25 protein-coding genes and 2 pseudogenes are annotated in these 25,072 nt (G+C 69.8%); 12 read left to right on the top strand and 15 right to left on the bottom strand.

What is annotated here, in order from left to right:
• Window positions 1-27 precede the first annotated feature (27 nt).
• Entirely contained in the window at window positions 28-1,575 is a 1,548-nt protein-coding gene (gene hutH / locus ABTZ59_RS11890) for a histidine ammonia-lyase (protein ID WP_351394629.1), read from the top strand.
• An 81-nt stretch (window positions 1,576-1,656) separates the two neighbouring features.
• Here the strand turns inward: hutH and ABTZ59_RS11885 are convergent, their stop codons facing one another.
• Entirely contained in the window at window positions 1,657-1,944 is a 288-nt protein-coding gene (locus ABTZ59_RS11885; RefSeq protein WP_351394627.1) for a hypothetical protein, read from the bottom strand.
• A gap of 107 nt (window positions 1,945-2,051) precedes the next feature.
• Here ABTZ59_RS11885 and ABTZ59_RS11880 point away from each other — a divergent pair, with 107 nt between their 5' ends.
• The 5 genes from ABTZ59_RS11880 to ABTZ59_RS11860 all read left to right on the top strand — a co-directional run bounded on the left by ABTZ59_RS11880 (window position 2,052) and on the right by ABTZ59_RS11860 (window position 7,363).
• Entirely contained in the window at window positions 2,052-2,426 is a 375-nt protein-coding gene (locus tag ABTZ59_RS11880; RefSeq protein WP_351394624.1) for a hypothetical protein, read from the top strand.
• 166 nt (window positions 2,427-2,592) lie between these two features.
• Window positions 2,593-3,852, top strand: coding sequence for a L,D-transpeptidase (locus ABTZ59_RS11875; RefSeq protein WP_351395030.1), 1,260 nt, complete (start codon window positions 2,593-2,595; stop codon window positions 3,850-3,852).
• A gap of 222 nt (window positions 3,853-4,074) precedes the next feature.
• A complete protein-coding gene (locus ABTZ59_RS11870; RefSeq protein ID WP_351394621.1) occupies window positions 4,075-5,532 on the top strand; it encodes an ABC transporter permease in 1,458 nt (485 codons plus the stop codon).
• 45 nt (window positions 5,533-5,577) lie between these two features.
• Entirely contained in the window at window positions 5,578-6,261 is a 684-nt protein-coding gene (locus ABTZ59_RS11865) for an ABC transporter ATP-binding protein (protein WP_351394618.1), read from the top strand.
• Window positions 6,262-6,373: 112 nt separating this feature from the next.
• On the top strand, window positions 6,374-7,363 hold the full coding sequence (locus ABTZ59_RS11860) for a GNAT family N-acetyltransferase (protein ID WP_351394615.1): 990 nt from the start codon (window positions 6,374-6,376) through the stop codon (window positions 7,361-7,363).
• An 87-nt stretch (window positions 7,364-7,450) separates the two neighbouring features.
• Here the strand turns inward: ABTZ59_RS11860 and ABTZ59_RS11855 are convergent, their stop codons facing one another.
• From ABTZ59_RS11855 to ABTZ59_RS11845, 3 genes are all read right to left on the bottom strand, one after another.
• Window positions 7,451-9,130, bottom strand: a complete 1,680-nt coding sequence (locus ABTZ59_RS11855; protein ID WP_351394612.1) for an ABC-F family ATP-binding cassette domain-containing protein — start codon at window positions 9,128-9,130, stop codon at window positions 7,451-7,453.
• 224 nt (window positions 9,131-9,354) lie between these two features.
• Window positions 9,355-10,788, bottom strand: a complete 1,434-nt coding sequence (locus ABTZ59_RS11850) for a ParB/Srx family N-terminal domain-containing protein (protein ID WP_351394609.1) — start codon at window positions 10,786-10,788, stop codon at window positions 9,355-9,357.
• Window positions 10,789-11,105: 317 nt separating this feature from the next.
• Window positions 11,106-11,939: a hypothetical protein gene (locus tag ABTZ59_RS11845; protein WP_351394606.1), complete on the bottom strand. Its 834-nt coding sequence runs from the start codon at window positions 11,937-11,939 to the stop codon at window positions 11,106-11,108.
• Between the two features lie 157 nt (window positions 11,940-12,096).
• Here ABTZ59_RS11845 and ABTZ59_RS11840 point away from each other — a divergent pair, with 157 nt between their 5' ends.
• On the top strand, window positions 12,097-12,462 hold the full coding sequence (locus ABTZ59_RS11840) for a PH domain-containing protein (protein ID WP_351394603.1): 366 nt from the start codon (window positions 12,097-12,099) through the stop codon (window positions 12,460-12,462).
• A gap of 143 nt (window positions 12,463-12,605) precedes the next feature.
• Here the strand turns inward: ABTZ59_RS11840 and ABTZ59_RS11835 are convergent, their stop codons facing one another.
• Entirely contained in the window at window positions 12,606-12,878 is a 273-nt protein-coding gene (locus ABTZ59_RS11835; RefSeq protein WP_351394598.1) for a hypothetical protein, read from the bottom strand.
• Entirely contained in the window at window positions 12,875-13,150 is a 276-nt protein-coding gene (locus ABTZ59_RS11830) for a hypothetical protein (protein ID WP_351394595.1), read from the bottom strand. The genes ABTZ59_RS11835 and ABTZ59_RS11830 overlap by 4 nt, the downstream gene beginning before the upstream one ends.
• 579 nt (window positions 13,151-13,729) lie before the next feature.
• On the opposite strand from ABTZ59_RS11830, the gene ABTZ59_RS11825 reads away from it, so the two are divergent.
• Window positions 13,730-15,103, top strand: coding sequence for an NsdA family TPR-like regulatory protein (locus ABTZ59_RS11825; RefSeq protein WP_351394592.1), 1,374 nt, complete (start codon window positions 13,730-13,732; stop codon window positions 15,101-15,103).
• Between the two features lie 6 nt (window positions 15,104-15,109).
• Here the strand turns inward: ABTZ59_RS11825 and ABTZ59_RS11820 are convergent, their stop codons facing one another.
• The 3 genes from ABTZ59_RS11820 to ABTZ59_RS11810 form a co-directional block, all read right to left on the bottom strand.
• Window positions 15,110-16,030, bottom strand: a complete 921-nt coding sequence (locus ABTZ59_RS11820) for an aminoglycoside phosphotransferase family protein (RefSeq protein WP_351394589.1) — start codon at window positions 16,028-16,030, stop codon at window positions 15,110-15,112.
• Window positions 16,031-16,221: 191 nt separating this feature from the next.
• Window positions 16,222-16,878: a peptide-methionine (S)-S-oxide reductase MsrA gene (gene msrA / locus ABTZ59_RS11815; RefSeq protein ID WP_351394587.1), complete on the bottom strand. Its 657-nt coding sequence runs from the start codon at window positions 16,876-16,878 to the stop codon at window positions 16,222-16,224.
• Window positions 16,879-16,975: 97 nt separating this feature from the next.
• Window positions 16,976-18,139 (bottom strand): hypothetical protein, encoded by a 1,164-nt coding sequence (locus ABTZ59_RS11810; RefSeq protein WP_351394584.1) that lies wholly within the window; start codon window positions 18,137-18,139, stop codon window positions 16,976-16,978.
• 96 nt (window positions 18,140-18,235) lie between these two features.
• On the opposite strand from ABTZ59_RS11810, the gene ABTZ59_RS11805 reads away from it, so the two are divergent.
• Window positions 18,236-19,393: a cystathionine gamma-synthase gene (locus ABTZ59_RS11805; protein WP_351394582.1), complete on the top strand. Its 1,158-nt coding sequence runs from the start codon at window positions 18,236-18,238 to the stop codon at window positions 19,391-19,393.
• Between the two features lie 122 nt (window positions 19,394-19,515).
• Here the strand turns inward: ABTZ59_RS11805 and ABTZ59_RS11800 are convergent, their stop codons facing one another.
• The 3 genes and pseudogenes from ABTZ59_RS11800 to ABTZ59_RS11790 all read right to left on the bottom strand — a co-directional run.
• Window positions 19,516-19,770, bottom strand: a complete 255-nt coding sequence (locus ABTZ59_RS11800; protein ID WP_351394579.1) for a hypothetical protein — start codon at window positions 19,768-19,770, stop codon at window positions 19,516-19,518.
• Window positions 19,767-20,279 (bottom strand): sigma factor-like helix-turn-helix DNA-binding protein, encoded by a 513-nt coding sequence (locus ABTZ59_RS11795; protein WP_351394577.1) that lies wholly within the window; start codon window positions 20,277-20,279, stop codon window positions 19,767-19,769. Before ABTZ59_RS11795 ends, ABTZ59_RS11800 begins: the two co-directional genes overlap by 4 nt.
• Window positions 20,280-20,443: 164 nt before the next feature.
• A pseudogene (locus ABTZ59_RS11790) lies at window positions 20,444-20,956 on the bottom strand (MarR family winged helix-turn-helix transcriptional regulator); the annotation flags it as partial.
• A 167-nt stretch (window positions 20,957-21,123) separates the two neighbouring features.
• On the opposite strand from ABTZ59_RS11790, the gene ilvA reads away from it, so the two are divergent.
• Window positions 21,124-22,377: a threonine ammonia-lyase gene (ilvA, locus tag ABTZ59_RS11785; RefSeq protein ID WP_351394571.1), complete on the top strand. Its 1,254-nt coding sequence runs from the start codon at window positions 21,124-21,126 to the stop codon at window positions 22,375-22,377.
• A gap of 73 nt (window positions 22,378-22,450) precedes the next feature.
• Here the strand turns inward: ilvA and greA are convergent, their stop codons facing one another.
• Entirely contained in the window at window positions 22,451-22,948 is a 498-nt protein-coding gene (greA, locus tag ABTZ59_RS11780; RefSeq protein WP_249948131.1) for a transcription elongation factor GreA, read from the bottom strand.
• A 233-nt stretch (window positions 22,949-23,181) separates the two neighbouring features.
• The gene (locus tag ABTZ59_RS11775; protein WP_351394568.1) at window positions 23,182-23,583 is read right to left on the bottom strand and encodes a DUF4307 domain-containing protein; all 402 of its coding nucleotides are present in this window, start codon (window positions 23,581-23,583) and stop codon (window positions 23,182-23,184) included.
• A 98-nt stretch (window positions 23,584-23,681) separates the two neighbouring features.
• Between ABTZ59_RS11775 and mca the strand changes: the two genes are divergently transcribed.
• Together mca and ABTZ59_RS11765 are read left to right on the top strand one after the other, a co-directional pair.
• Entirely contained in the window at window positions 23,682-24,563 is an 882-nt protein-coding gene (gene mca, locus ABTZ59_RS11770) for a mycothiol conjugate amidase Mca (protein ID WP_351394565.1), read from the top strand.
• A 1-nt stretch (window position 24,564) separates the two neighbouring features.
• Window positions 24,565-24,840 (top strand): hypothetical protein, encoded by a 276-nt coding sequence (locus ABTZ59_RS11765; RefSeq protein ID WP_503002625.1) that lies wholly within the window; start codon window positions 24,565-24,567, stop codon window positions 24,838-24,840.
• A 132-nt stretch (window positions 24,841-24,972) separates the two neighbouring features.
• Here the strand turns inward: ABTZ59_RS11765 and ABTZ59_RS11760 are convergent.
• Window positions 24,973-25,072 (bottom strand): annotated as a pseudogene (locus tag ABTZ59_RS11760) (IS481 family transposase); the annotation flags it as partial.

Raw genomic sequence — 25,072 nt, 5'->3', positions numbered from 1 at the left:
TCAGATTCAGTCCGTACGCTCCTGAATATGGATATGCACACTGTCGTGGTGGGGACGTCCGGGACGACCGCCGAGGATGTGGTCGCCGTCGCCCGGGGGCGCGCTCGGGTCGAGCTCTCCGCCGAGGCGCTCGACGCGCTCGCCGCCGCTCGGGAGGTCGTGGACGCGCTGGCCGCCAAGCCCGAGCCGGTCTACGGGGTCTCCACCGGGTTCGGGGCGCTCGCGACCCGGTGGATCAGTCAGGATCTCCGGGGCCGGCTCCAGCGCAATATCGTGCGGTCGCACGCCGCCGGCATGGGCCCCCGCGTCGAGCGGGACGTCGTACGGGCGTTGATGTTCCTGCGGCTCAAGACCGTCGCATCGGGGCGCACCGGCGTGCGCCCCGGCGTGGCGCGGGCCATGGCCGACGTGCTGAACGCGGGGATCACGCCCGTGGTGCACGAGTTCGGCTCGCTCGGCTGCTCCGGGGATCTCGCCCCCCTCTCCCACTGCGCGCTGACCCTCATGGGCGAGGGCGACGCGGAGGGTCCGGACGGCGTCGTGCGGCCCGCGGGGGAGCTGCTCGCGGCGCACGGGATCGAGCCGGTGGAGCTGCGGGAGAAGGAAGGGCTCGCCCTGCTCAACGGGACCGACGGCATGCTCGGCATGCTCGTCATGGCGATCGCCGATCTGAAGCGGCTCTACACCTGCGCCGACATCACCGCCGCGCTGAGCCTGGAGGCCCTGCTCGGTACCGCCAAGGTCCTCGCTCCCGAGCTGCACGCCATCCGCCCGCATCCGGGCCAGGGCGACAGCGCCGCCAATATGCTGCGGGTGCTCGCCGGGTCCGGGCTGACCGGGCACTTCCAGCAGGACGAGGCCCCGCGGGTCCAGGACGCCTACTCCGTGCGCTGCGCCCCGCAGGTCGCGGGCGCGGGCCGGGACACGCTGGCGTACGCGAGTGTCGTGGCCGAGCGCGAGCTCGCGTCCGCGGTCGACAACCCCGTGGTGCTGCCGGACGGCCGGGTGGAGTCCAACGGCAACTTCCACGGCGCCCCGGTGGCGTATGTGCTGGACTTCCTGGCGATCGCCGCGGCCGACCTCGGGTCCATCGCCGAGCGCCGTACGGACCGGCTCCTGGACAAGAACCGCTCGCACGGTCTGCCGCCCTTCCTCGCCGACGACCCGGGCGTCGACTCGGGGCTGATGATCGCCCAATACACCCAGGCCGCCCTGGTCAGTGAGATGAAGCGGCTGGCGGTGCCGGCCTCGGTCGACTCGATCCCCTCGTCCGCGATGCAGGAGGACCATGTCTCCATGGGCTGGTCGGCGGCGCGCAAGCTCCGTACCGCCGTCGACAATCTGGCCCGCGTGATCGCCGTGGAGCTGTACGCGGCGACGCGCGCGATCGAGCTGCGTACGGGCCTGACGCCCGCGCCCGCCTCCCAGGCGGCCATCGACGGCCTGCGCGCGGCGGGCGTCCAGGGGCCCGGTCCTGACCGCTTCCTGGCGCCCGATCTCGCCGGGGCCGACGCGTTCGTGCGCGGGGGCGGGCTCGTCGCCGCGGTCGAGCCGGTGACCGGGCCGCTGGCCTGAGACGGCTGAGCGTACGGAGCTGAACGTACGGAGGGGCCCGCCCGGACGCCGGGCGGGCCCCTCCCGTACATACGACGCGGCTCAGAGCGGCACGCGGGCACCTCTGCGCAGGGAGTACGCGACGAATCCCGCGCCGATCCCGAGACAGAGGCTCCCGCCGACCAGATACGGCGTGGTGTCCACGCCACCGGTGTCGGCGAGGGTCAGCTGCGCGGACTCCCCGGCGGTGAGGCTCTGAGCGGATACCGCTGACCGCTCCCGCGGACCGCTGTGCTCCTCGGTGGCCTTCGCGGAGGGCACGAACCACAGGGCGCAGAGCAAGGTACCGGCGGCGGTAGCGGTCAGGAGCGGTCGGCGCGCGACGGACACGTGATCGATCCCCCTTGTGACAACGCCGAATTGGCTGGGTGCGGTGATGTTAGTGATAGCAGCGGGTCGCGGGAAAGTCGTGGGGCCGGGCGCTTACCCTCCGTCGTATGAGCGATTCTGAGACATCACGGTATGTTCGGGTACAGGTGGAATTGGTGCTGGAGGTCGATGACCCCGAGCGACTGAGCGCCGCCGCCCTCGCCCGGATCGGCGCGGACGAATCCATGCCGGACGACGAGCGGGCGCATGCCCGGTCCGCTGTCAGGGAAGACGAGGCGGAGGCCCTCGCGTATCTGGTGGAACCCTTCGACCTGGTCAAGGAGGTGCCGGGGGTCGAGCTGGCCCAGGCCTCGTGGACCAGCGAACTGATCGACTACGACCCCGACGCGGTGGAGTGGGGCCTCGACGAGGAGGACGAGGAAGACGCGGACGACGGCGAAGAGGCCGGGGTCGAGGGCGAGGTCGGAGCTGGTCGGATGTAACGCGGAGACATGTCACTCTGGTAAGCCCCGGTCCGCCGCAGCCGACGGGCCGGGGCTTCCGTGTTTCCGCGGGGCGAGTGGTGTTCACCACATCTTCGGTCGATGTGGAACCGGACGAACCGGTACAGGTGTTCTTAGGTGTTATCGGCAGGGTTAAGCGGCGATGATGGAGAAGCGTGTGATGAGGGACAGCAAGCGGCGCAAGGTCATCGCGGCCGCGTCCGTGGCGCTCGGCGGCATTCTGGTGCTCTCGGCCTGTAGCCAGGGGGCGGACAAGGGCCCCTCCGAGAGCACGGCGTCGGCGCAGGCCAAGGCGGACGAGGTAGCCGCCAAGGAGACCTCACAGGCCCAGATAACCATCGCGCCCAAGAACGGCGCGACGAACGTGGGCATCAACAACGACGCCAAGGTCACCGTCACCAAGGGCACCCTCACCGGCGTGACCATGACCACCGCGGACGGCACCGACGTCAAGGGCACCCTGGCCGCCGATGCCAAGAGCTGGAAGCCGGACGCGCAGCTGGAACGCTCCACCTCGTACAAGATCACCGCGACCGCGAAGGACGACAAGGGCCGTGAGGCCCATGAGAACTCCTCGTTCACCACCGTCTCGCCGAGCAACAGCTTCATCGGGAACTTCACGCCCGAGGACGGCTCCACGGTCGGTGTCGGTATGCCGGTCTCGATCAACTTCGACAAGGCGATCACCGACAAGAAGGCCGTCCAGGACGGCATCACCGTCACGTCGAGCAGCGGCCAGCAGGTCGTCGGCCACTGGTTCAACCAGCAGCGCCTCGACTTCCGCCCCGAGCAGTACTGGACGGGCGGCTCCACGGTCACCCTCAAGCTGAACCTGGACGGGGTCGAGGGCGCGGACGGCGTCTTCGGTGTCCAGCAGAAGACCGTCACCTTCCAGATCGGCCGCAGCCAGGTCAGCACGGTCGATGTCAAGAGCAAGACGATGACCGTCGTACGGGACGGCAAGACGCTCAAGACCATCCCGATCTCCGCCGGTTCGCCGGAGAACACGACCTACAACGGCCAGATGGTGATCTCCGAGAAGTTCAAGGAGACCCGGATGAACGGTGCCACGGTCGGCTTCACGGACGACGACGGCAAGGGTGAGTACGACATCAAGGACGTCCCGCACGCCATGCGGCTCTCCACGTCCGGGACCTTCATCCACGGCAGCTACTGGGGCGGAAACGCCTTCGGCAACGTCAACACGAGCCACGGCTGTGTGGGCCTGAAGGACGTGAAGGGCGCGGGTGACCCCAACCAGCCGGCCGCCTGGTTCTACAACAACTCGCTCCTCGGCGACGTGGTCGTCGTCAAGAACTCCGCCGACAAGACGATCGCGCCGGACAACGGCCTCAACGGCTGGAACATGAACTGGGCCGAGTGGCAGGCCGGTTCGGCCGCCTGACCCGAGCCGACCTGACCCGAGCCGACCTGACCCGAGCCGAGCCGACCCGACCTGAGTCGGCTCGACCTGACCCGCCCCGAGTCGGCCCGATTCGTCCGGCCGGTCCGCGCCCCTGTGTGAACGGCGGCGGCACCTCCTCCGGTGCCGCCGCCGCTGCCGTTCTCATCCCGCTCTCACCCGGTCCTTAACCCGTCATCACACCGGGCATCTAGCTTCGCGCCCATGTTCTTCACCTACCTCAGGCGCGAGCTGCGCCGTCGCAGAAAGGCGGCGCTCGTCGTCGCCTCGGGGCTCGCCCTGGGCATCGCGCTGGTGATCGTCGTCAGCTCCGTCTCCTCGGGCATGAGCCAGGCCCAGGACAAGGTCCTCCAGTCGCTCTACGGCCTCGGCACCGACATGACCGTCACCAAGGCCGCGGCCCCGCCCGGCGAGGGCGACACCAACCGCAGGCGCTTCGAGTTCGACGCCAAGGACGACGCCGACGCCGAACAGAGCAGTGACCGGGTGATGGTGCAGGGCCTCCAGACCCTGGCCTCCTCGACCGTCACCGAGGTCGGCGACCAGGACGGGGTCGCCGAGGCCGTCGGCGGGCTCAGCCTCACCGTGCTCAAGGTCAACGGGGAGTTCAAACCAGGTGAGGTCGCCCCGCCGCAGGGCGGTGGCCGAACCGGCCAGGGCGGTACGGGCGGTTCCGGCGGCGGTGAGGTCCGGGGCGGCGGCGCCGCGTTCGACGTCGACTCGTACACCGTCTTCGGCACCGATGTGGCCGCGCCCGCGCTCGGCCCGCTGACCTCGTCCAAGATCACCACGGGCCGTACGTTCGAGAGCACCGAGACGGACGCGGCGGTCGCGGTCGTCGACAGCGCGTACGCCAAGGAGAAGAGCCTCGCGGTCGGCAAGACCGTCACCATCTCCGGCACGAAGTTCTCCATCGTCGGGGTGGCCACCGCCGACAGCGGGGACTCCGCCGCCAACCTCTACGTCCCGCTGAAGAAGGCCCAGACCCTGGCCGACTCCAAGGACAAGGTCACCACGGTCTACGTCAAGGCCGCCGACTCGCAGCAGATCGCCGCCGTCAAGTCCGCCATCCAGAAGAACATCCCGGACACGACGGTCACCACCTCCGCCGATCTCGCCGGCACCGTGTCCGGCTCCCTGTCCACCGCCTCCGACCTCGCCACGACCGTCGGAAAGTGGCTCTCCATCGCCGTGCTGATCGCGGCCTTCCTGGTGGCGGGTCTGCTCACCTCCTCGGCCGTCAGCCGCCGCGTGAGGGAGTTCGGCACGCTCAAGGCGCTCGGCTGGAAGAGCGGCCGTGTCACCCGTCAGGTGGTCGGCGAGGCGCTGGTCAACGGGCTGCTCGGCGGTGCGCTCGGGATCGCCCTCGGCCTCGGCGGCGCCTATCTCGTCACCGCCATCAGCCCGACCCTCACGGCGCAACTCGGCGCCACGGGCGGCGGTGGCGGTGGCGGCCTCGCGGGCGGCGGTCCCATGGGCGGCGGCCCCGGGCGCCAGACCGCGGCCAAGGCCCTCGACATCGCCCTGACCGCGCCCGTCTCCCTCGCCACCATCGCCATGGCCGTGGGGCTGGCCGTCGCGGGCGGTCTGATCGCCGGTGGCTTCGGTGGCTGGCGGGCCTCCCGGCTGCGGCCCGCGGACGCCCTGCGCCGCGTCGAGTAGTCCCGTTCCCCCTTTCAGCAGGATTTCGCACCGCAGGAGTTCAACGTGTACCAGCTCAGAGGCGTCACCAAGCGCTACTCGCGCGGCAAGAAAACCGTCGACGCGCTCGCAGGCGTCGATCTGACCATCGAGGACGGCGGCCGGCTCGTCATCCAGGGACCGACCGGCGGGGGAAAGTCCACGCTCCTCCAGATGCTCGGCGGCCTCGACCGGCCGACGCAGGGCAGCGTCGAATTCGACGGGGTGGATCTGGCCAAGCTGCCCGAGGCCAGGCTCACCAAGGTACGGGCGGAGAGCATCGGCTTCGTCTTCCAGAGCTTCAACCTCATCCCCACCCTGACCGCGCAGGAGAACGTCGAGACGGCGCTCGTGCCGCTCGGCCTCAAGGGCGCGGCCCGGCGCGAACGCGCGGCGGAGGCGCTGGGCTCCGTCGGCCTCGGCGAACGGCTCGGCCATGTGCCCGGCGAGCTCTCCGGCGGCCAGCAGCAGCGCGTCGCCATCGCCCGCGCGCTCGTCAAGCGGCCCAAGGTGCTGCTCGCCGATGAACCCACGGGAAATCTCGACGAGTCGATGCGTGACGAGATCATGGAACTGCTGGAGGGCCTCTGGAAAGAGCACGGCCTGACCTTCATCATGGTCACTCACGACAGCTCGATCGCCCGCCGCGCTCCACGGCTCGCCACGATCCGCAAGGGACGGGTCACGATCACCGAGAACGCCGCGGCCTGACTCCGCGAGTGGCGCGCGCCGGGCCGTACGGGCTTCGACGTACGGCCCGGTTCCGCCCGGACGTCTCCGAAAGTCGGGGGCGTCACCACCCTCGTACGCGTAGGTTCGACCCATGCTGATCACTCTGGGAAGCCCGCCCTCGGACGCCGAGACAGCCGCCTGGCACGCGGTGATCAGCGCGGCCCATGTCCGCGATCTGCCGGCCTCCGCGCCGGAGCCGAGCAGGACGGAGACGGCGGGAAAGCTGCGGATCCCGCCGGTCAGCGGGCGAAACGTGCATCTCGTGGCGGTGGGGGAGGACGGCGCGTACGAGGGCGTCGCCTCGCTGCTGCTGTTCACCGACGAGGCCAACCGGCACACGGCCTTCCTGGACGCCCTGGTGGTACGCCCCGACGCCCGGCGGCGCGGTGTCGGCGCGACGCTCTGGACGGCGATACGCGCCGAACTCGCCGCCCAGGGACGCTCCTCGGTCTCGACCGTCCTGGAACTCGGCGGCGCGGGCGAGGCGTTCGTCGACAGCCTCGGCTTCACGAACGTCCTGCGCCTCGGCTGGTACGTGCAGCGCGTCGCACAGGCGCTGGAGGAGATTCCGCGGCCCGCGCTGCCGGCGGGGCTGCGCTTCGTGGACTGGTCGGGCGTCGTGCCCGACGGCACGGCCGAGGCGTTCGCCCGCGCCCACGGCGCGAGACGTGATGTGTCGGGGCCCAGCAGACGGCTGGACGAACACACCCCGAGCTGGGACGTGGAGCGGGTACGGACAGCGGCCCGGCTGATCGAGCGGCGCGGCGGGACCGTCCTGACCTCGGCCGTCCTGGACACCGAGCGGGACGACGCCGTCGTCGCCTACACCGAGGTCGTCCTGACCGCCCCCTCGGACACCCGCGCGCTCCAGTACGACACGGTGGTCGTCCCCGCCCACCGGGGCCGGGGTCTGGGCCGCGCCGTCAAACGCCATCTGCTGGGGCGGCTCAGTGAACTGCACCCGGGCGTACGGGAGATCCGTACCACCGTCGCCGACGACAACGCGTCGATGCTCGCGATGAACGCGGCGCTCGGCTATCGGCGGGAGCGGCCCGCCGGGGTCTTCGAGGCGAAGCTCTGACCGACGGGCGGCGAGGCGAAGCCCTGACCGACAGGCGGCCTCACGGCAGGCCCGCCCCCCCACCCGTCGGTCAGCGGTGCCGGCCGGTCAGCTGATGACCCGGCCCGCCCGGAGCTCCAGCCGCGCGCCCGTGAACCGGGCCCGGAAACCGCGGTCGTGCGAGACCACCACCACCGCCCCCTGGTACGCCGCCAGCGCCTCTTCCAACTCCTCCACCAGGCTGAGCGCCACATGGTTCGTCGGTTCGTCGAGGATGAGCAGATCGGCGGGGCGGGTCACCAGCCGGGCCAGTTCCAGCCTGCGCCGCTGCCCGACCGAGAGGGCCGCGACCGGTACGCCGAGATCGTCCGGCCGGAAGAGCCCGAGGCCCAGCAGCTCGTCCGCGTACTCCTCCGGGAAGCCGGGACGGCCCGCCGCGAAGGCCCCCAGCAGCGGGAGGCGCGACGGTACGGCGGGCAGCTCCTGGGCCAGATGTCCGAGCGGGCCGAAGTGGCGCACCGTACCGCTGTCCGGGCGCAGTTCACCGGCCAGGACCCGCAGGAGTGTCGTCTTGCCCGCGCCGTTGGGGCCGGTCACCAGCAGCCGTTCGCCCGCCGTCACGCGGAGACCGGCGATCGACAGCCGGTCGCCGACCACGACATCGTCCAGCTGAGCGACCACGCCCTTGGTGATCACCTCCCCGGCGACCATGCCCTCGGCGGCCACCCCGCCCGCGGCCACGTCCCCGGCCGTCGTGTCCGGGCCGCCGGAGGCGAGCGTGGCCGTGAACCTCAGCGGCTCCGGAGGCGCCGGCACGGGGCTCTCCATGAGCCGCGACAGCCGCTCCCGCGCCGCCCTGACCCGCCCTGACAGCTTCGCCTCGTGCGAGCGGCGGTGCTTGCCGAAGCCCTGGCCGGGGTCCCCGCCGGTGGCCACGAGCCGCCGGCCGGCCGCCGCGACCAGCTCCTCCGTACGCGCCACCTCGGCCACGTACTCCAGATGGTCCTGCTCCCAGCGGCGCCGGGCCGCGGCCTTCGCCGTCCGGTAGCCGCCCCAGCCGTCGCCGTACCGGGTCACCGCCCGGGTGTCCCGGTCGACCTCCAGGATCGTTGTCGCGATCCGTTCCAGGAACGCCCGGTCATGGGTGACGGCGAGGACCGTCCCGCGGTGCGCCCTGAGCTGGTCCTCCAGCCAGACGCTCGCGCGGACGTCGAGATGGTTGGTGGGCTCGTCGAGCAGCAGCAGCTCGGGCGCCGAAGCCAGCACACAGGCCAGCGCCAGCCGGGACCGCTCGCCGCCGGAGAGTGTGCCGAGGGTACGGTCCCGGGCCACCCCGGCGAGCCCGAGGCCATGGAGCGCGGCGTCGACGCGGGCGTCGGCGCGGTAGCCGTCGCGCTTCTCGTAGGCCGCCAACAGATCGCCGTAGGCGGCCAGTTCGTCAGGACCCGCCTCGCCGAGTGTTGCTTCGGCCGCCGCGATCCGGCGCTCCAGCGCGCGCAGTTCGGCCAGGGCAGCGTCCACGGCGTCCTGGACGGTCTGATCGGGATCGAGGGCGAGGGTCTGGGCGAGATGGCCGACGCCGCCGGGGAAATGGACGGTGATCTCACCGTCGTCGGGCCGTTCCGCCCCGGCGAGCAGCCGCAGCAAGGTCGACTTGCCGGAGCCGTTCTCCCCGATGACTCCGGCCTTCTCGCCGGGACGTACGGTCAGCGACACCTGGTCGAGAACCGACCGGTCGCCGTACGCCTTGGACACGTCTTTCATCGCCAATTGGGCGCGTTCGCGCATGCTTCTTCCTGGATTGTCACGCCCTTGTGCAGGGCTGAGCAGTGTCGGACCTGGGGAGCGGGTCCGGAATCACAGGAAGAAGTAGTGCGCGAACATGCCGTCCACTGTAGCCGCGCCTTTCGGCGCGGCCCAGGGATTTTCTCCGTACCGCCGGTGCGGGCGCCAGTGCCGGTGTTGCTACCGGTGCCGGCGCCGGTGCTGCTACCGGTGCTGGTGCTGTGCGGTCAGGGGTTGCCGACCAGCTGGACCGGTCCGTTCAGGGTGTTCGGGGTGCAGCCGGGGCCCGACAGGGTCAGCCGCTGCTTGGTGTTGACCACGGAGAGGGGACCGGTCAGCGAAGTGCCGCAGAGCTGCACGGTGTTGGCGCCGACCGCCTGGACGGGCCCGGTGATGTCCGCGCCCTTCGCGATCAGGCTCGCGCCACCCGTGACCACGACCGGGCCGGTCTGGCGCGTGCCGTTCAGACAGATGACACCCGAGGAGACGACCAGCGGGCCGGTGTGCTTGCCGGTCAGCGTCTTCGTGCAGGCGGGCGTGGCCGGAACGCGGCCACGGAAGTCCAGCGCGTACGCGAGCTTGCCGGGCTTCTTGTCGGAGATCGGGGCGCTCAGCTTGCCGAACTCACCGCCGGTCGGCTTCTTCCCCTCGTTCCACTCCGCCATCCGGCCCAGCTCTTCGGCGGTGCGGCCGTCGGCGATGACGGTGTCACCGGCCGTGCCCGACATGGCCTCGGAGGCGGCGCGGACGGCGGTCAGATAGGAGTCGGGGGAGCCGAGGTCGTACGAGTCGAGGTTCACGCGGTCGCGCAGCCAGGTGCCCCACAGGAACTCCAGATACTCCGCCGCCTCCGCCGGGGCCTGGTAGCCGATGTCACGCGTGAAGTAGACGAGGCTGCGGTAGCGGTCGTCATGGAAGCCGGCCAGGCCGAGGCGCTGGGGGAGCTGGTCGATGGTGATGGGCTTGTTGTTCTCGTCGCGCAGCCAGACCCACTTCTTCTCCTGCATCGTCCGCCAGAAGGCGGCGGGCGACAGGCCGCTCAGATTGGCCGTGACGCGCAGTCGGATACGCGTCTTCGGGCCGCCGTCGGGCGTTTCGAGGAAGGACGTCAGGGAGTGGTGTCCGTCGGTGAGATACAGCTCGCCGCCGGGACCGACGACGACCGTCTTCATCGCGGCGCGCGTCTCGTCCGTCTCCTGGCCGGTCGGGACGGTGCAGGTGAAGGTGGACGGGTCGGAGAGCTTGGCGCCCGGCGACACCGTCGCGGCCTCCTCCTGGCCGTTGGTCTCGCACCAGTCGTCGAACCGCTTGTTGAAGTCGCCGTTCTGCTCGTCCTTGGCGCTGCTGTAACGGCCGAGCTTGTAGTAGATCTGGTCGAAGCCCACGGAGGGCTGGGTGGGCCGCAGTTGGTCGAGCGTGACGTCGAGGAGGTCGCCGGGCCGGGCCTTGAGGGCGGCGCTCTTGGCTCCCGCACCGGTTGCGCCGGCCGTACCCGCCGGGGCCGCGCCGACGGGGGAACCGCTCGCGACGACACCGCCCAACGCGAGCGCGCCCACGGCCAGTCCGGCGGCCAGACCGCGCGCCGCGCTGCCCGGGAGGCTGCCGGCCCGTGCCGGGCGGTGGCTGTCGGGCCGGTGCTGCGTACGGGCTGAGCCGGTCATACGGTCTCCAGTTGTTGGGTTCACGGGACCGCGCCCCCTGCGGGAGGCGTGGTGGATCGGACATATCCACTCACCTTTCCCGGTACCGTCCGATGGCTTCCGGTCATCGGGTGGGTGGCGGACGGGTGAACGATGGTGTCGGGTTGGCGCGGTTGCCGGGGCGCCGCGGGCGACACCGCCCTACGGGCCGGTCAACGCCGGGGCCGGGCGGGCGCGTAGAGCTGAACCGCCGGACAGGCCCTGGACGTACGGGTCCGGCGCGAGGGTTTCCGTCCGGTGCGCCCGGTGTCACCTTCGGGCCGGGGGGGCGTCGGCCGTCACGGGCGGCCGGCGCGGGGCCGGAGCCGGTGTATGCGGTCCAGATCACCGGCGAGCAGATCGTCGTGGGTGATGGCGAAGTCGCCGTTGGGGAGGGAACAGCCGCCGAAATAGGACCCCATGACGGTGTCCGGCAGATACTGCCGCAACTGGTGGCGCATCCCGGGTGGATAGTCGACGGCCTCTCCCCAGCCATCCGGCGCCTCATCGGTGCTGAGCAGCACCCAATGGTCCACGGGCACCTCGGTGTTGAGGTCGGGCGGCTCGCCGGTATGGCAGTCCAGCGCGGGCAGCGTCAGCCGGTCGGGGGCCGTTGGCCGGTACCACATCAGCAGCGGCTTCGCCCGCTCCGCCTCGGCGTTGTCGAAGCAGCACACGGCGATGGAGTGGCCGGGGTAGTAGGCGGCGTAGAACTCCAGCAGGAGTGGATTGAGGCGCGGTCGTCTGCGTAACGGCACCTGTATCAGGGCGGATTCGAGAAGCGTCGGATCGCTGGCGAGGAGCACCGTATAGATGTCGTGCTCGAACACCTCGACCCGCTGCCCGGAGTCCCACCCCATCCACGCCATCCCATCCCGCCCCGCGGCGGGCACCGGCTGTACGGCGTCGACCATCCGGCTGAGCACGTCCGGACTGCGCCCCGCCGAGATGAAGTTCTCCCGGGACATCTGCCGCGCGGGCAGATGCAGCAGCATGGCGTTGGGCCCGACGGCGAGATTGGCCGCGGTGTTCTGATACCCGAGGACATGAATCAGCCCGTGCGCCGCGTGATGCAGCCGCCCGGCGTACAGGGTGGTGCCTGAGAACTCCGCCTGGTCCATCGAGACGCACATGCGCTCAAGCTATCCGCCGGGATGGGGGGCGTGAAGTGGGCGTGTTCCGGTGCGACATGGGCAGGAGTGAATCCCGGTCGCCCACCGGAGCCGAGGAGACGGGGGCGTGACCGGTACAGTCCGAAGGTCCGATAATTTCCATGTAGGGGGGCCAGTCATGGCACTGTTCGGCAACGCGCACACGGTCGACCCGGCGGCGGCACAGCAGGACTACGCGCGCCTTCTGGGCCAGGGCGAGCAGGTGTACGCCGCGTACACGCTGATCCGCGACACCATGCTCTTCACCGACCGTCGGCTGGTCCTCGTCGACAAGCAGGGGATCACCGGCAAGAAGGTGGAGTACCACTCCATCCCCTACAAGAGCATCACGCACTTCGCCGTGGAGACGGCGGGCACGTTCGATCTCGACGCGGAGCTGAAGATCTGGATCTCCAGCAACCCCGCGCCGATCACGAAGACGTTCACGAAGGGCGTCGACATCTACGAGGTCCAGGCCATCCTGACGCAGTTCGTGGCGCGGTAGCCCGACCGGGCGGGCCACCAGGCAACCGTTTGGGACCGACCCCCGGCCGGACCACCCAGTAGCTCGCAGGCGCGAGGGTGGTCCGGTGTCCATCTGAGGTTGCTGTGCACGGCACCTGTGCCCGGTCGCCGGCCGGGCCGAGGTCAGAAGCGCTGTTGGCTGCCGGAGTACTGGATTGACTTACGGCACTCCGGCGCATCGTCAGGCACTGGTTCCGCGTTGAGCGCGTAGCAGAGAGCGGCATGAAGCCCCTCCGCCTCAGCCACGGTCAGCACCAACGGAACAGTTACGAACTTCTCCCCGGGACGGACGATCTGAAGCGTCAGCGCAAGTTGGCCCCTTCGTTCACGGCTCACTGAGCGGTTCGGCGCAAGTCCGATCTGCCAGTCCGGCACCCCGCGCTCGCTCCTGCTCATCCGGGCTTCCCGTCACACGGTGCCGGGCTGTCATCCGGCCCGTCCTCGTGATCGACCTCCGGCAGCCGTGCGCCCCTGCTTTCAGCGACCCGCAGCGCATCACGCAGCGCTTCGCACAGTCGGTGTCCCAGGAACCGGAGTTCCCAGACCTCCACCTTCTGGTCAGCGAGCATCTCGGCCGCGTGACTGAGCACGGTCTCACCCGCGGTCAGCTGGACCGCTTCCATCTCGTCAGCCAGCTGTGACAGGTAGCTGCCGCCGTCGTCGGTCACGAGATAGGAGCGCTGGCCAGCAGGGCCCATCCAGGGGAGCAAGCGAGGGTGCGTACTCAACTCGCCACCGCCATCCAGTGCGCGGTGCACACCAGCCCCGCATGACAAGCGCACTCAGGCCGCCGCTCCACCCGCCGCTCATGGGCCACCACGTACGGCCGCACCAGCCGGACATCCTCACCACGCACCGGACGCCAGACGTACGGGTCAGGCACACGAGGCAAGCTCATCGTCGGCACATCCTCAGAGCCCACGACGGGACTTGCCGCGACCGCGCGATGCCGGCCCGGAGCGGGCCACAACAGTCTCAGCAACAGCTCGAAAATCCTGCCGATATGGTTCCGCATGTCGACCTGCCTTCATCAGGTTGGCCACACCCCGGGGTGCCTGCATGCATCGCCGGGGTCTGTCTTGTCCGACAGTCAACGACTGTCTTTGGCCACGCGGCAGCGTTCACCCAGGGGTTCATATGCACGCGGACGTCCAAGAAATCCGGTGAGGGGGTTCACCGTGAACCCCTCACCGGATCTGCTGTGACACGATGAACACTTGACGTGAGGTCAGGGGTGTCAGCAGAACGTGAACAGAGACGCGAACCACCAGTTGGCCGCTGTTATGGCGGAAGCCGGAGCTTCCAACAAGGGATTGGCCAAGCGCGTTCGTGAGGTCGCGCAGCGGCATGGCGAATGCCTGGGAACCACTCATGTCGCTGTTCAGCGGTGGTTGGACGGTGGTGGCATCCAGCGTCAGACTGCGGCATTCGTGGCTGAGGCACTTGGTGACAAGCTGCGGCGGAAGATCACACCGAAAGACCTTGGTTTCCCCGGCGCAACGCCGGTCCCTGCCCCCGTGACCGGTATGAGCTACGCCAGTTCATTGTCCGAGACATTGAGCACCCTCGATACCCTCACGCATCAGCGCCCAGAAGACGGACCGGCGGATGAACCGTCGCTGCCTGACAGCGACGTGCGCTCTGCCGCTCTCTCATGGCTCATCTCGCGCCCAGATGGCCTGCCCACGGACGCCCCCGCAGCACGCCGAGTCGGTATGCGTGACGTCGCCGCAATTCGAACCGCTGCCGGATTCTTCATGCAGCTCGACTTCCAGTTCGGCGGCGGACACGCTCACAAGGCATTCCGTCACTACTTCCGGGAAGACGTACTTCCCTTGTTGGGCGCCAGCTTCAGCACCAAGGTGGGAGACGCACTCTTCAAGGCGGCGTCAGAGATGTCACAGCTCCTGGCATGGAGTGCGTACGACAGCGGGAATCACGCCCTGTCCGACCGCTACATGATGTCAACGCTGCGCCTGACGCAGGTATCGGGCGACCGCATGATGGGTGCGCGAATTCTGACCAACATGAGTCACCAGGCCAATTACTTGGGTCACGCGCCCCGAGCGGTCATGCTTGCCCGTGCCTCAGTGGAGGGAGGGAAGGGAAGTTCCACACCGCGAGCGATGGCACTGTTCTCCGCTCACGAGGCTCGCGCGCTGTCCACCGCACGAGACCACAAGGGTGCGGCGCGAGCTATGAACGAGGCGGAAAGATTCTTCGAGCGAGCCGACGGCGTCGAAGATCCTGAATGGCTCGCCTACATGGATGAAGCGGAGCTGATCGGCGAGTTCTGCCACTGTTTCCGCGATCTCGGTCAAGGCGCCCAGGCCGTTCGTTTCGCCGAACGCGCTGTTGCGCTTACCGATCCCAAGTACGCTCGTACGCTGGGTTTTTGCAGTTTGGTGCTCGCCCAGAGCCAGCTGATCAACGGCGAACCTGAGGCAGCAGTTTCCACCGCAGGTCTCGCCGTCGAAGAAGGCGATGCCCTACAGTCCGCGCGATTCCAACGATACGTGGAGGACTTCCAGCGGAAGGTCTCCACCTACGCCGGCAACTCCGCCGTTGAGCAGTTCAACGAGCTGATTCGGGACGCGATGAACCGGCTTGATGACGAGTAGCTGAGATCACCCCGGGTTCCAGTCGCGTGGCGCTTCGTCATTCCGCAGCGAGAAAATCCGACGGGTGTACTCCGCTGCTGTCTCAGGACTCTCGGAGATGTTTTGCATGAGCCAGGTCGTCATGTTGAACTCCTGCACCGCCCGCAGAGTGTGGAATCCGGGCCATGTCCGGAGATCTCGGCCATACGCGCAGATGAAGGCGCTGTATTCTTCCGGGGTTTGCCAGCCCAAACTGTGATGCTCTGTGGCTGTGACCATGAGATCCCATTCGGGGAAGTCGTAACTGAACCTCTCCAGGTCGATCAGGATCACCTGATCATTTCGATCCACCATGAGGTTCTGCACATGGGCATCCCCGTGCACAGGGCCTCTCTCGGATTCGAAAAGAAGATCTGCCACGCGCCCCCGAAGCTCACGCGCACGTTTCCGCAGAAACGAGCGGTCATTCTCCGGTATGTCGACTGCCGCATTGATCCGTCGGTCAGTCCGATCGAGGACAGGGTAGGGAGCCAGGCGCAGAGTGTCAGGCAGGCTGAGCGAGTGCAGGTCCCGGAGAACCGCGCCCAGCTCCCCGTACGTCGCCTTCCGGTCGCTCTCCTCGATCAGGTGCCAGAACGTCACCGGGTGACCGTCGATGATCACGGGTTGCTCCAGATCATCGACCGCCCGCGTGGCGGGGAAGCCCTCGCGCGCCAGCCAGCGCGACACCTGAACTTCACCACGCGCCGAGTCCAGGTACTCAGCGGACCGCGCGATCCGCACGACCACCGGATGCGCGGCGAGACGGAACAGGGCGTTCTCTCCCAGGCGAATCAGGTCCGCGCCGTCACCGTTGAGGCCCGCGCGTCGGCATGCCGCAGCCATCACCCGCGCAGCTCTGGCAGACAAGAATCCCTCCGCCGTGCCGCGTTCTGCATCAGACGGCATGCGTGTACGACCCCCCCTGGATACCGTCAACCAGTAGCCACAGGCCGCTGAGGCAATCAGCGACCAGCGACAGACGTCTCTGTGACGGTACCCATGGGCAGCGAAGCCGGACGAGACCGGGGCATGACGATCAGCCACCCACTACCGACGACGTGATCGCGGCAGCTACGGAAGGAGTTCTCGCTCAGCGGTCAGGCGGAGGCGACGCCGATCGGGCAGGAGACGCCCGTGCCGCCGAGGCCGCAGTAGCCCGCCGGGTTCTTGTCCAGGTACTGCTGGTGTTCGGCCTCGGCCGGGTAGAAGACGCGGCCTTCCGCCGGGAGGATCTCCGTGGTGATCGTGCCGTACCCGTTGCCCGTCAGGACCTTCTGGTAGGCGGCGCGGGAGGATTCCGCGGCCTCGGCCTGGGCCGGGGTGTGGGTGTAGACGGCCGAGCGGTACTGCGTGCCGACGTCATTGCCCTGGCGGAACCCCTGGGTCGGGTTGTGGGACTCCCAGAAGGTCTTCAGCAGGTCGGTGTACGAGACGACCTTGGGGTCGTAGACGACACGCACCGCTTCGGTGTGGCCCGTCAGGCCGGAGCAGACCTCTTCGTAGGTGGGGTTCGGCGTGGCGCCGCCCTGGTAGCCGACCAGGGTGGTCCAGACGCCTTCCTTCTGCCAGAACGTGCGCTCCGCGCCCCAGAAACAGCCCAGGCCGAAGTCGGCGATCTCCAGGCCCTCCGGGTACGGGCCCAGCAGGGGGTTGCCGAGGACCGTGTGGCGGGAGGGGACCGCGAACGTGGGCTCCGGGCGGCCGCGGAGGGCCTGCTCGGGGGTGGGGAGCTCGGGGGTGCGGCGCAGGAACATGGCTCTCCTCGGGTTTGGGGTCCTGTTCAGCGGAACGTACGAGGGGGCCAGGACATTCCGGGACCCACACCGGGACCCACGGTCCCTGGCCGGTGGCTCAGCGCGGCAGCGTCGCCGGGCTGCCGCCGTTCGCCTCGTATCCCGCCACCGCCAGCGCCCGGTACACCGTGTACTCCGCCGCCGGGTCGCCGTCGTGCGTCCAGGGCAGCGCCCCGACATGGCCGTCCACCCGGACCAGCTGGTTCATCGCCTCCGCCCAGCGCTCGGACCGTACGAGGAAGAGGATCAGCAGATGCCGTACGTGCGGGAGCATCGGGTCGTCGTGCCGAGCCGCGTGGACCGCGAAGAGCGCGCCCTCCACCGCCTTCGTGACCACCGCGCTCTGGTAGAAGCCCTGCACCAGATTGACCTCGGGAAGGTGCTCGTACACCGCGAACAGCGGCAGCGCCGCCAGCAGTGAGCCCCCCGGCGCGCGCGCGGCCGCCGCGGTCGCGAACCGGTCGGCCTCTTCCCGGGAGCCGTGCCACTTCTCGCACCAGTAGTGCAGCGCCGCCAGATGCGCCCCCATATGCGCCGAAGCGCGGTCGATCACCTTCGCCCACAGCTGGTCGAACCGCTCGGGCGGGTAGCCGAGCCCACGGGCCACGGCCAGCTCGATGATGTACGGCACGGGGTCACCCGGCGCCAGCAGGGCCGCCTCGCCGCACACCGTACGGGCCTCCTCCAGGATGATCCGGAACTCATCGGTCCCGGCGGCCGAGGACCGCCACGCCTGCTGCACCAGAAACTCCGCGTGCACCGCGGCCCCGCCCGCGTCCTTCGGCGACTCCGCACGCCAGGCCCGCAGCCACGCCCCGCCCGCCGGGCGCCGCGCCTCCTTCACCAGCGGCCCCTCCTTCAGCGGCGCACCCGCCGACGCGCCCGCCGACGAGGCCTGGAGCTCCAGCGAGGCCGCCCCGGCGAACGCCTGCACACGCTGCCAGCGCACCTCGCCCTCCTTCGGGGTGCCCGCGAGCAGCTGCGCGGCGGCGCGCCAGTCCTGGGTGCGCTGCACGACATCGAGTACGTCCAGGAGGTCCTGGTCGGGACCCGGCAGCCGGACGTCCAGCGCCTCCTGCCGTACGAAGCCGTACGCGGCCGGGTCGGCGGCATCGGGCGATCCCGGGGCGACCTGGCGGATACCGCCCCTGCCGCGTCGTACGAACGGAACGATGACCGCGGCCAGCAGGCCCATCGCGATCAGGAACCAGAGAATCTCCATGGCCCCATTGTCCCGGATGCCACGGCGACCGGACCCGCCCGCCCCCACACCCTCACCGCCCCCGCCGGACGGCGAACCGGCGCTACGCTCAGGCCCATGAGCGACCAGCACACCAGCGAGCACCACTTCGAGACCCGCGCCATCCATGCGGGCAACACCGCGGACCCCCTCACCGGCGCCGTCGTCCCGCCGATCTACCAGGTGTCCACCTATAAGCAGGACGGCGTCGGCGGCCTGCGCGGCGGTTACGAGTACAGCCGTAGCGCCAACCCGACCCGTACCGCGCTGGAGGAGAACCTCGCGGCCCTGGAGGGCGGCCGGCGCGGGCTCGCCTTCGCGTCCGGGCTCGCCGCCGAGGACTGCCTGCTGCGTACGCTGCTGGCGCCCGGCGACCATGTGGTGATTCCCAACGACGCCTACGGCGGCACGTTCCGGCTCTTCGCGAAGGTCGTCTCCCGCTGGGGAGTGGACTTCTCGGTCGCGGACACCTCGGACCCGGCGGCGGTACGGGCCGCGCTCACCCCGCGTACGAAGGCGATCTGGGTCGAGACCCCCTCGAACCCGCTCCTCAACATCACCGACATCGCCCAGCTCGCCGGGATCGCCCGCTCGGCCGGGGCGAAGCTCGTCGTCGACAACACCTTCGCCAGTCCCTATCTCCAGCAGCCGCTGGCGCTGGGCGCCGATGTCGTCGTGCACTCGACGACGAAGTACATGGGCGGGCACTCCGACGTCGTCGGTGGCGCGCTGATCGTCGACGACAGCGAGCTGGCCGACGAACTGGCCTATCACCAGAACGCGATGGGGGCCGTCGCCGGACCCTTCGACGCCTGGCTGGTGCTGCGCGGCATCAAGACCCTCGCCGTACGGATGGACCGGCACTGCGAGAACGCCGCGCGCATCACCGAGATGCTCACCTCGCACCCGCGCGTCTCCAAGGTCCTCTACCCGGGGCTGCCGGAGCACCCGGGGCACGAGGTCGCCGCCAAGCAGATGAAGGCGTTCGGCGGCATGATCTCCTTCCAGGTCGAGGACGGTGAGGAGGCGGCGGTCGCGGTCTGCGACCGCGCGAAGCTGTTCACGCTCGGCGAGTCCCTCGGTGGCGTCGAGTCCCTGATCGAGCATCCCGGCCGGATGACGCACGCCTCGGCGGCGGGCTCGGCGCTGGAGGTGCCCGCCGACCTGGTCAGGCTCTCCGTGGGGATCGAATCCGGCGACGATCTGCTGGCCGACCTCCAGCAGGCGCTGGGCTGAGCGTCCCGCTCACCGTCGGACCGCGCAGCAGCGGAACCGCGCGGCCGTGGAACCGCTGAACCACAGAGCCGCTGAAGCACAGAGCCGCTGAAGCACAGAAACGCTCACCGCCGCTGAGGGCTTCACCAGTCCTCCAGCGGCGGTGTCGTCTCCGCAGGCGGCACCGACCACGGATGCGCGGCCGACGCCCAGACGCTGAACACGACCAGCACCACGATCAGCAGCGTCCAGAGCACCCGCCGCGCGGCCCGGCGCCTGCGCAGCAGCCGGGCGCCGCGTTCGGTGGCGCGGCGGATGAGTTCGGCGGGTACGTCGGGCCGTACCGGATCCAGCATCATCCGCAGCACCTCGGCCCGCTTCCGGTCGGCGCCCCTCATCGGCCCGCCTCCCGGAGCCCGGAAGGCCCCGGCCTCGTACCGCGCCGCCGCGCCCGCTCCCGCATCGCCGCGACCGCCCGCTCACAGATCACCCGGACCCGCTCCACCGGGAGACCGATCAGCGCCGCGGTCTGCTCCTCGGCCAGCCCTTCGTACAGGCGCAGCACCAGTACGACACGTTCCTGCGGGCCCAGCCCCCCGAGCACGCCGCCCGCCCGGCGGCCGCGCCGGGCCGGGTCGCGCCAGGCGGCCTCGCGGGCGAAGCGCAGCACCAGCTCCCGGCGGGCGCGGTCGTACGGATCCTCGCCGTCGTCACCGCTGAGCCGGTGCCACTGCGCGTACGTACGGGACAGCGCGGCGATCAGCAGACGCTGGGCCCGCGGGGTGGCGTCGGGCGGCTCGCCCGTGAGCAGTGCGGCCGCATGCAGCAGCCGGCCGGCCGCGCCCGCCGCGAACGTCTCGAACTCCCGGGCGCGGCGGCGATCCAGGGCAGCCCGCCGCTCTCGCACGACCTCATATGAGGCCAGTCAGGCGCCCAGGGTCAAGAGGGCGTCCCGGCGCCCCGGCTCGCCTCCCCGGCCACGCGGTCGCCCGCCTCCGGCTCGTCCGCACGGCCCGTAACACCCGTAACGTCCGTATCGCCGTCACCACCCGTACCGCCTTCACCGGAGGGCAGTCCTGCCGCCCGCGCCGACAGCGCGCCATTGAACCGGGTGAGCAGGGTGGTGAAGGAGTTCCGCTCCTCCTCCGTCCAGCCGCCCGTGACCCGCGCCATCAGCTCGCGCCGCGACGAGCGGACCTCTTCGAGTCTGGCCAGCCCGCGCGCCGACAGTTCGAGCACGACCGCACGGCCGTCCTCCGGATGCGAGGTGCGCTTGACCAGGCCGGAGTCGACCAGCGGAGCGACCTGTCGGGTCACCGTGGAGGAGTCGATGCCCATCCCGGCGGCCAGCGCCTTGACGCCCATCGGGCCTTCCCGGTCGAGCCGGTTGAGCAGCAGATACGCGGCACGGTCCATGGAATTGCGGACCTGGCCCACACCGCCGAGCCGGGTCTGTTCGGCCCGCCGGGCGAAGACGGCCACCTGGTGCTGGAGGGCATCGAGGAGGCCGGCGTCGTCCGAGGGTTCGGAGGGCGTCTCCCTGGAGACCGACGCAGCGGAAGTCATGTCCTGAATGGGGGGCATGGCTATGGCTCTCTTGTGCGGGGGTCGGTTGGTGGGGGACAGAGTACGCGGCGGCGGCTTGGACCGTACCTGCCCTGCGTAAACCCGCCGAGGTACATGACCCGCACCGGTGCCCGGTCCGTGGACTCCGACCGCCACCCGGCCGGTGAGCTGCGAGACTGGCACTCATGAGCTTCGGTACGTCCCGCCCGGCGCCTCGCCCCGCGCACCACCCCGCGCACCCCCTGATTCTCGATGACATCCGAGGGGCCCAGAAGATGCTGTCCGGTGTGGCGCGGATGACCGCGATGGAGGGGAGCAGGTATCTGACGCAGCTGGTCGGCGCACCGGTCCTCTTCAAGTGCGAGAACCTCCAGCGGACCGGCTCCTTCAAGCTGCGCGGCGCGTACGTACGGATCGCCGGCCTCTCCCCGGAGGAGCGCGCGGCGGGCGTCGTCGCGGCCAGCGCGGGCAACCACGCCCAGGGCGTCGCGCTCGCCTCCACCCTCCTCGGCGTCCGGTCGACGGTGTTCATGCCGGTCGGCGCGCCCCTGCCGAAGGTCGCGGCGACCCGCGACTACGGAGCGGAGGTACGGCTGCACGGACAGGTCGTGGACGAGACCCTGGCCGCCGCCGAGGAGTACGCCAGGAACACCGGCGCGGTCTTCATCCACCCCTTCGACCACCCGGACATCATCGCCGGACAGGGCACGGTCGGCCTGGAGATCCTGGAGCAGTGCCCCGAGGCGCGGACGATCGTCGTGGGGATCGGCGGCGGCGGGCTGGCCGCGGGCATCGCCCTCGCGGTGAAGTCGCTGCGCCCCGACGTCCGGGTGATCGGCGTCCAGGCGGCGGGCGCCGCCGCGTACCCGCCCTCGCTCGCCGCCGGCCGCCCGACGGAGGTCGACTCACCGCAGACGATGGCGGACGGCATCAAGGTGGGCCGCCCCGGCGACATCCCGTTCCAGCTGATCCAGGAACTGGTCGACGAGGTGCGTACGGTCTCCGAGGACGAGCTGTCCAGCGCCCTGCTGCTCTGCCTGGAGCGGGCGAAGCTGGTGGTGGAACCGGCCGGGGCGAGCCCGGTGGCCGCGCTTCTCAGCGACCCCGGCGCCTTCCACGGCCCGGTGGTCGCGGTGCTCTCCGGCGGCAATGTCGACCCCGTACTGATGCAGCGGATCCTGCGCCACGGCATGGCGGCGGCCGGACGCTATCTGAGCCTGCGGCTACGGGTGACGGACCGGCCGGGCGCGCTGGCCACGATGCTCGGGGTGCTGTCGGTCGCCGACGCCAATGTGCTCGATGTGAGCCATGTACGGACCGATCCGCGGCTCGGGCTGACAGAGGCGGACGTGGAAGTCCATCTGGAGACCAAGGGGCCCGCGCACTGCGCGGAGGTGGCGGCGGCACTGCGGGAGGCGGGCTACACGATCCTGGGCTGACGGCGCCGGCCACCAGGGCCGACGGAGCCGCCTGCCGGACCGGGTGGTCCGGCAGGCGGCTGCCTCGTGGTGCTCAGCCCTGGTAGGGCTTGGCGTCGAGGATCTTCACGGAGGCGGTCCTGCCGTTGGGCAGCTCGTACTCCGCGTTCTCACCGACCTTCTTGCCGTTCACACCGCTGCCGAGCGGGGACTGCGGCGAGTAGGTCTCGATGTCCGAGCTGGCGTACTCACGCGAGGCCAGCAGGAAGTCCAGGGTGTCGTCCGGATCTCCGTCGAACGCGATCGTCACGACCATGCCGGGCTCGACGATCCCGTCGTCCGCCGGGGCCTCGCCCACCTTCGCGTTCTGCAGGAGCTGGGTCAGCTGGCGCACTCGGAGCTCCTGCTTGCCCTGCTCCTCCTTGGCCGCGTGGTACCCGCCGTTCTCCCGCAGATCGCCCTCCTCACGGGCCGCCGCGATCTTCGTAGAGATCTCCGTGCGCGCGGGACCAGACAGGTACTCCAGCTCGGCCTTCAGCTGGTTGTACGCCTCCTGGGTGAGCCAGGTGACGTTCTCACTGGTCTGGGTCACAGGTGCTCCTCGTAGGTACCGGGAATACAAAGCAACGCCCTACCCAGAAGAATGTGCCTTCTCGGGTGGGCGAAACCACGAGCCTAACAATTTCGTGGCGCAAGGGGGAGGACGAATGCCGTCAGAATTGCATCAGCGCAGGTCAGCGCCTTGCATCGGGGGGCGTCGGCGGCGGGTCCCGGGGCTTGCGCCGCCGATTCCGGCGCGCGAAGGCCCGGTCTTCCGGAAGAAAACTAGTCCGACGTGCAGGCCAGCAGCTCGGTACTGGTCGCGCTGCCCGTGGTACGCACCGTGACGACCCGGTCGATCCGCGTCTCGCCCGCGCCGAAGCGCACGTCCAGCCGGCCGACCTCCGCGCCGCTCTCCGCGAGCGAGCGGAGCGTACAGCTGCCGGTGGCGTCCCGGTCCTTGCGGACCTCCAGATGCGCCTCGACCTCGGTGGCGGAAACCCGCTTGAATTTGATGAGCTCGCCGGAGACACTCCGCTCGACCACATAGTGATAGCCGAACCAGCCGATCAGACCGATCAGCGCGACGCCGAGCACCGCGCCGACGATCTTCAGCCCGCGGTCCGCGCGCTGGTCCGCCGAGCGGCCGTAGCGGTCCCGGAGAGACTCCTCGCGCACCACGGCCATGATCGTTCCCTTCGGAGTCGGGCAACCCGGAATTTCCGCCCCCCGATATCCGTCACTATAGAAGCCGTTCAACGCGACACATCACTGAGGATCGAGTCTTGACTGAGCAGCTGCGACTGATGGCCGTTCACGCCCACCCCGACGACGAGTCGAGCAAGGGCGCGGCCACCATGGCCAAGTACGTGTCCGAGGGGGTGGACGTGCTGGTCGTGACCTGCACGGGAGGCGAGCGCGGCTCCATCCTCAACCCGAAGCTCCAGGGCGACGCCTATATCGAGGAGCACATCCACGAAGTACGCAAGAAGGAGATGGACGAGGCGCGCGAGATCCTCGGCGTCAAGCAGGAGTGGCTGGGCTACGTCGACTCCGGTCTGCCCGAGGGCGATCCGCTGCCGCCGCTGCCCGAGGGCTGCTTCGCGCTGGAGGACGTGGACGAGGCGGCGGGCCGTCTCGTACGCCTGATCCGCTCGTTCCGGCCGCAGGTCGTCACCACGTACGACGAGAACGGCGGGTATCCGCACCCGGACCACATCATGACCCACAAGATCTCGATGGTGGCGTTCGAGGCCGCGGCGGACAAGGAGAAGTACCCGGAGGACGATTTCGGTCCCGTCTGGCAGCCGGAGAAGCTCTACTACAACCAGGGCTTCAACCGGCCGCGTACGGTCGCGCTGCACGAGGCGCTGCTCGCCCGGGGCCTTGAGTCCCCGTACGGCGAGTGGCTGGAGCGCTGGAAGGAGTTCGAGCGCGAGGAGCGGACGCTGACCACGCATGTTCCCTGCGCCGACTTCTTCGAGATCCGGGACAAGGCGCTGATCGCGCACGCCACCCAGATCGACCCCGACGGCGGCTGGTTCCGTATCCCGATGGACATCCAGCGGGAGATCTGGCCGACGGAGGAGTACGAGCTGGCGAAGTCGCTCGTCGATACCTCCCTCCCCGAGAGCGACCTGTTCGCGGGCATCCGCGACAATGCCTGATATGGATGCGATTCAGGCAGTGGCGTTCGCGGCTCCCCTCGCCAAGGAGCTCGACGAGAACAAGGTGACGCCCGGTGTGCTCGGGTTCATCGTGTTCGCGGTGATGGCGGGGGGCGTGTGGATGCTGATGAAGTCGATGAACCGCCACATGGACATGGTCAACTTCGAGGAGACCCCGGAGCAGCCGCCGGTCGCCGCGGCCCAGTCCCCGGACGCGCCGGCTACGAAGCGGCCCGCGGAGAGCGAGCCGTCGTCCGCCGCCCCGCGCGGCGAGTAGCGGCCTTCGACGTCCCGCGCCCGGCCCCGTGACGCCCGACCCGCCGGGCGTCACGGGGCCGCGCGTGCCGGACGCCCCGGGGCAGACGAGACTTCGGAATTACTCGTCCAAGTGACCGCGGTCACGCAGGCCCTAGGTGTATTGATCCGCAGCGTTGTTTACGCGGCTGATCGGGGGCTGGCCTGCGAGTGCGGTGTGGCTGCGGTGGTGGTTGTAGGTGTGGAGGAAGTCT

It is taken from the genome of Streptomyces sp. NPDC094034, assembly GCF_040303865.1.
Classification (GTDB): Bacteria; Actinomycetota; Actinomycetes; order Streptomycetales; family Streptomycetaceae; genus Streptomyces.
This window is presented reverse-complemented; position numbering and strand designations above follow the sequence as displayed.